The 4,829-nt window shown below is 44.2% G+C and carries 8 protein-coding genes; all 8 read left to right on the forward strand.

Translation table 11 applies throughout. The features are described 5' to 3' along the window. The first annotated feature begins 137 nt into the window (after positions 1 to 137). Positions 138 to 458 (forward strand): putative signal transducing protein, encoded by a 321-nt coding sequence (locus tag AACX99_RS22315; protein ID WP_445261897.1) that lies wholly within the window; start codon positions 138 to 140, stop codon positions 456 to 458. Positions 459 to 582: 124 nt separating this feature from the next. Then, positions 583 to 1,113: a hypothetical protein gene (locus AACX99_RS22000; protein ID WP_339414543.1), complete on the forward strand. Its 531-nt coding sequence runs from the start codon at positions 583 to 585 to the stop codon at positions 1,111 to 1,113. A gap of 90 nt (positions 1,114 to 1,203) precedes the next feature. Next, entirely contained in the window at positions 1,204 to 1,653 is a 450-nt protein-coding gene (locus AACX99_RS22005; protein WP_339414544.1) for a DUF2314 domain-containing protein, read from the forward strand. 114 nt (positions 1,654 to 1,767) lie between these two features. Next, entirely contained in the window at positions 1,768 to 2,175 is a 408-nt protein-coding gene (locus AACX99_RS22010; RefSeq protein WP_339414545.1) for a hypothetical protein, read from the forward strand. 117 nt (positions 2,176 to 2,292) lie between these two features. After that, the gene (locus AACX99_RS22015) at positions 2,293 to 2,568 is read left to right on the forward strand and encodes a hypothetical protein (protein WP_339414546.1); all 276 of its coding nucleotides are present in this window, start codon (positions 2,293 to 2,295) and stop codon (positions 2,566 to 2,568) included. A gap of 86 nt (positions 2,569 to 2,654) precedes the next feature. Further along, positions 2,655 to 3,026 (forward strand): lysozyme inhibitor LprI family protein, encoded by a 372-nt coding sequence (locus tag AACX99_RS22020; RefSeq protein WP_339414547.1) that lies wholly within the window; start codon positions 2,655 to 2,657, stop codon positions 3,024 to 3,026. A 121-nt stretch (positions 3,027 to 3,147) separates the two neighbouring features. Continuing rightward, entirely contained in the window at positions 3,148 to 3,774 is a 627-nt protein-coding gene (locus AACX99_RS22025; RefSeq protein WP_339414548.1) for a LysE family translocator, read from the forward strand. 414 nt (positions 3,775 to 4,188) lie between these two features. Continuing rightward, positions 4,189 to 4,641 carry a bleomycin resistance protein gene (locus AACX99_RS22030; RefSeq protein ID WP_339414549.1) on the forward strand — a complete coding sequence of 151 codons (453 nt, stop codon included), beginning with the start codon at positions 4,189 to 4,191 and terminating at the stop codon, positions 4,639 to 4,641. Positions 4,642 to 4,829 lie beyond the last annotated feature (188 nt).

Genomic DNA, 4,829 nt, shown 5'->3' on the forward strand with positions numbered 1-4,829 from the left:
ACATCGTTACAGATGCGAAATTCGGTATTTCGCTTACAGGATTATGAGCAATGCCTAACAAGACGCTGAAATCGCTCATTTCATTCGCTGGGACGGCGTGCCGCCGCCCCTTAGCTTAATCGTTAGGTGCTTTAACTGTGCGAAAACTCTTAGAGTCTGACAGTCTCATTCAGATAAACCTCATAGCCAGTTACCTACAAAGTAATGGCGTCACCACAAAAATACTAAATGAGCACCAGAGTTCTATTCGTTCAGTTGTTTCTTTCAATAGGCCAGTACACCCTGAGCTCTGGGTACACCCTGAACAATTTGAAATTGCTGCTAAATTAGTTGGGCGCTATCAACACGATCAAGAATCAAATGATTCAAGTAGTGAAATCGAGTGGCTGTGCAAAAAATGCAAGGAAAGCAACCCTGGCAACTTCATGTCATGCTGGAGTTGCGGGGGGTTAAATTGAAACGTCCTATCCTTTGCCCCTTGAGCATTGGGTTGCACGCACCTAACTAGTGGTTCAAAACGTTCGCTTCGCTCACTGGGACGGGCTAAAGCCCGCCCCTTAACCAAACGTTAGGCAATACCAAATGAAAACGATACAACACATAAAATTATTAGCTATTATTTTGGCCGCAACTATGTCGAACGTACTAGTAGCCTCGACAACTAATACACCTGCCGCACAAAATTTATGGCTTGACTATCAACATTACGCGATGAAGCCTGACTATCTAACAATAATGGGATTTACAGAAAAAGCTAACTGCGCCATATCATTAATGAGAAGTATCTCAGTAGATAACGACGTCGCCACACTTCTTAGCAACAGCAATGAGAGAACCCAGCGCAGCGAAATTTTCAAACAGGTTTTCAACGACGGTCTGATGATAATCAATAAAAATAAAATACTAAAAGAACTAAGCACTATTGAGCAGCGTGATTTAGTTTTCCTAAACCTAGCTCAGCATGATGCTTTACTTAAAGGCATTGTCAATATTGCAGTCACTGCAGACCAACAAATAACATCGAAGCAAGAAGCCACAGCGAAAATGTTTAGTACCTTTTACGAAAACAAAAACTGCGCATCTCTACTTGGTTATAAAATTAAATCTAACTAGTAGCGCCTAACAAGACGCTGAAGTCGCTCGTTTCACTCGCTGGGACAGGCTAAAGCCTGCCCCTTAGCTTAATCGTTAGGCAAAGGCTCAATGGAACCCATATTCCGACATATCCGTAAGAGCGATGAAGAGATCGAAAAAGCTCATCGACAATGCTCAGATACAATTAATCGCTTCATTGAAATGGTCAAAATAGGGGGCGAGCCTACCTATATGGCAAAGCTAAGTTTTCGTGATCCAGACAAATCCGAACAGGAAGGTATGGATCATATTTTTTATTTGTGGTTGTCCGATGTTTTGTACCATCCAGATACGAATTTACTTTCGGGAATATTTTTTGAAATTCCCGATGGCTTCGAAAGGTGGCACCAAATAGGCCAACGATTGGGGTTTGATCCAGAAGACGTCTTTGATTGGATGGTAATTGATAAAGGCCATGCAAAGGGTGCATACACTCTTAGAGTGTCGAGAGAGCGCTTAGCTACTGAGCAAGAAAGAAAAGATTTTGACCTTTATATTGGTGTGGCATCCTATGAGTAACCTCAAATTAACCGTTCACGCCTCAGCCTAACAAGTGGTTCAAACCGCTCGCTGCGCTCACTGGGACGGGCTAAAGCCCGCCCCTTAACCAAACGTTATGCACAAGGAAGTACCATGAAAAATATTATCCTCCTAATCGCCCTGTCTGCTGCCGCATACTACGCCTACAATAATTATTACTTAGATAGTGCGAGTGGAGTCAGTCAATACAGCTTAAGTGATATTCAGAACAATCCGATTCCAAAAGATAGTCTATTTGATCTGTGGCACGAAACCGCACTCAAAATGTGTAACGGCGCCACTGAGTCATTTAACATCAGCCAGATTCAGTGCATAACTAAAATTGAATCCCAAAAGGAATCATGCAAATTATCGGAAGGGCGAAGTGCTCCAGCAGTAATTGAAAGTGAATACGAGGCAAAAAAACTAGGTAAAGCCTATCTCCTTTGCGCAGTACCGGGGTATCACTGTAATGGCACAGAGGTGAAATCAGAAGAAGAAGCCCGTCGATACTGCCAGTAGCGCATAACAACTGGTTCAAATCGTTCGCTGCGCTCTCTGGGACGGGCTAAAGCCCGCCCCTTAACCAAACGTTATGCGCCTACGGCAATTTGGCATTCAGTTATACATGGAGAGTAAATGAAGCAGAAAACCAAAAGACCACTCGGCCTCAGAGTCTTCAATGCACTCGGCGTAACTCTACTTCTGTCATCCGTGATTTACATTCTAGTAGCGGGCTTCCATTCGGTTGCTATGGCTGCTGTAGCATTTTCTATTGCAGGCGTAGCAACACCTGTTGTTCTCAGCGATGACGGCCCATTAGAAATACTATTAGGTACTCTCGAAGCAATAGTCGATGGCGTCCTTGCGATAGTCGAAGGCATAACTAGTGCAGTCTCTGGTCTGTTCGGTTAAACGCATAACAATTGGTTCAAACCGTTCACTACGCTCACTGGGACGGGCTAAAGCCCGCCCCTTAACCAAACGTTAGGCACACGCCAATGCGCCCCACCGCCTCCGCAGCTATGTTCGTCATCGCCTATTGCACAACAGGGTACGCCAATGACTTGCCCCCGAAGTGCAACGAAAATGGCTCAGCACCGGAAATCAATGCCTGTGCACAGGAAGAATTTATAGAAGCGGACAAGAAACTTAACCACCAGTACAAAATTTTAATTTCAAATCTAAATAGTGAAGACATAGCTCTACTCCGCACAGAACAAAGATCTTGGTTAAAAATGCGAGATCCAATATGCAGAGAAGAGTCTAAAGAATATGAAAGTACTACTGGCTGGATATTCTGGTTTAACAAATGCATTTCAGCTAAAACTTACCATCGCACAGAGGAACTTATGCGCTGGCGTACCGAATGAAAAACCTTCAAACTAATATCCAACAGTGAGCCTAACAACTGGTTCAAACCGTTCGCTTCGCTCACTGGGACGGGCTAAAGCCCGCCCCTTAACCAAACGTTAGGCAACATTGGAGAATCGTATGATTCCATTAGAAACAATCAGTTTATTTGTAGTTGCGTCAATTGCATTGTCTTTATCACCAGGACCAGACAATATATTTGTTTTAACACAATCAGCAATGAATGGGAGAAAGGCTGGGATATTTGTAACGTTAGGCCTATGCACGGGGTTGTTGGTTCATACTGCTACTGTTTCATTGGGTGTTGCTTCTATCTTCCAATCTTCGGAATTAGCTTTTAATATTCTTAAATTTGTCGGTGCTATGTACTTACTTTATTTGGCATGGCAAGCATTTAGGGCTGGCTCAACTAATGTAAGTAAAGTAAAAGAAGAGCACGCAAATTGGAAGCAACTATACATGCGCGGGGTAGTTATGAATATTACTAATCCCAAGGTTGCAATATTCTTTTTGGCCTTTCTACCTCAGTTTGCAGAGCCTTCAATTGGCTCGATAACAGTTCAAATGATGGCATTTGGCTGTTTATTTATAGCAACAACGCTCTGTATTTTTACTTTGGTTGCATGGTCTGCTGGTTTTCTGGGAGAGTGGCTAAAAGGTTCAGATAAAGCACAGAAATTAATAAATAGAATTGCTGGCACAGTATTTATCGGTTTAGCCGTTAAGTTAGCTGTTAGCGAAAGGTAAAGTTGCCTAACAAGGCAATTAAATCGGACGCATTACGGTTTGTCGTCTATTGCTGGCGTTAGGCGTAAGAGCAAAGATCGGGAACAAGGAAGTTATGCGTACAAATAACAATTGGCTTTGCCAGCCTGCAAGTTCGCGGCGGCCATTCGAATCCGGCCCGGAACATGTGCGCCAACAAACTCAAATTCGTTTCGCGGCAACAGCTTCGTCTGCACACGCTTTTGCCATCGCTGCACGCTTCTACCGGAAGGTCGGCGCGCGTATGCTCGAAGCCACACATTCGGTAGCGCGTCGCATCACCGGTTTGTGGCCGGCGCGGCATCGCGTGGCCTAACAAGCGGTTCAAATCGTTCGCTTCGCTCTCTGGGACGGGCTAAAGCCCGCCCTTTAACCAAACGTTATACGGTATGAGTCATGGCCGCTATCGACATATTTCCTCCTTTAACACCAGAGCTATACGTTTGTAGCATTGAAAAATCTTTGAGCTTTTATACGGAGCTGCTCGGGTTCTCGATTTGCTTTGAGCGTCCTGAGGATGGCTTTGCAACCATCGAGCTTGAGGGTGCTGTTTTAATGCTTGAACAGATAGCTCAACTTGATCCGAGCGATGATCCATGGGTTACAGCAAAGCTCGAATACCCCCTTGGCAGGGGTATAAATTTTCAGATAACCGTTACTGATCTTGATGGCATACACAATAGTATAGTAAAAAATAATTACCCAATACAGTTGCCATTAGAGCAAAAAACATATCGAACTGGCAGCAAGCTTCTAACTGTCAGACAATTTATGATCATGGACCCGGACGGATACCTGATTAGGTTAAACACCCTTATCAACGAACAAAGTGTTAACACCCAAGTATAACAATTGGTTCAAATCGTTCGCTACGCTCACTGGGACGGGCTAAAGCCCGCCCCTTAACCATACGTTAGGCAACAGAGGTCCAGAATGTGGCAGCGAAGTGACATCAAGGAAGGAAAACTCTATCAAGTTGCACTCTGCCAAAGCCCGAGTGGCAGTCGGTCTTTTGCGCTTTATCTGCACGGCAGTAA

It is taken from the genome of Pseudomonas sp. EA_35y_Pfl2_R5, assembly GCF_963970805.1.
Lineage (GTDB): Bacteria > Pseudomonadota > Gammaproteobacteria > Pseudomonadales > Pseudomonadaceae > Aquipseudomonas.

Bases quoted from the DNA above. Each gene is read 5' to 3' on its own strand.
- AACX99_RS22010 (WP_339414545.1), top strand. From the start codon at position 1,768: ATGAAAAATATTATCCTCCTAATCGCCCTGTCTGCTGCCGCATACTAC.
- AACX99_RS22020 (WP_339414547.1), top strand. From the start codon at position 2,655: ATGCGCCCCACCGCCTCCGCAGCTATGTTCGTCATCGCCTATTGCACA.
- AACX99_RS22005 (WP_339414544.1), top strand. From the start codon at position 1,204: ATGGAACCCATATTCCGACATATCCGTAAGAGCGATGAAGAGATCGAA.
- AACX99_RS22025 (WP_339414548.1), top strand. From the start codon at position 3,148: ATGATTCCATTAGAAACAATCAGTTTATTTGTAGTTGCGTCAATTGCA.
- AACX99_RS22030 (WP_339414549.1), top strand. From the start codon at position 4,189: ATGGCCGCTATCGACATATTTCCTCCTTTAACACCAGAGCTATACGTT.
- AACX99_RS22000 (WP_339414543.1), top strand. From the start codon at position 583: ATGAAAACGATACAACACATAAAATTATTAGCTATTATTTTGGCCGCA.
- AACX99_RS22015 (WP_339414546.1), top strand. From the start codon at position 2,293: ATGAAGCAGAAAACCAAAAGACCACTCGGCCTCAGAGTCTTCAATGCA.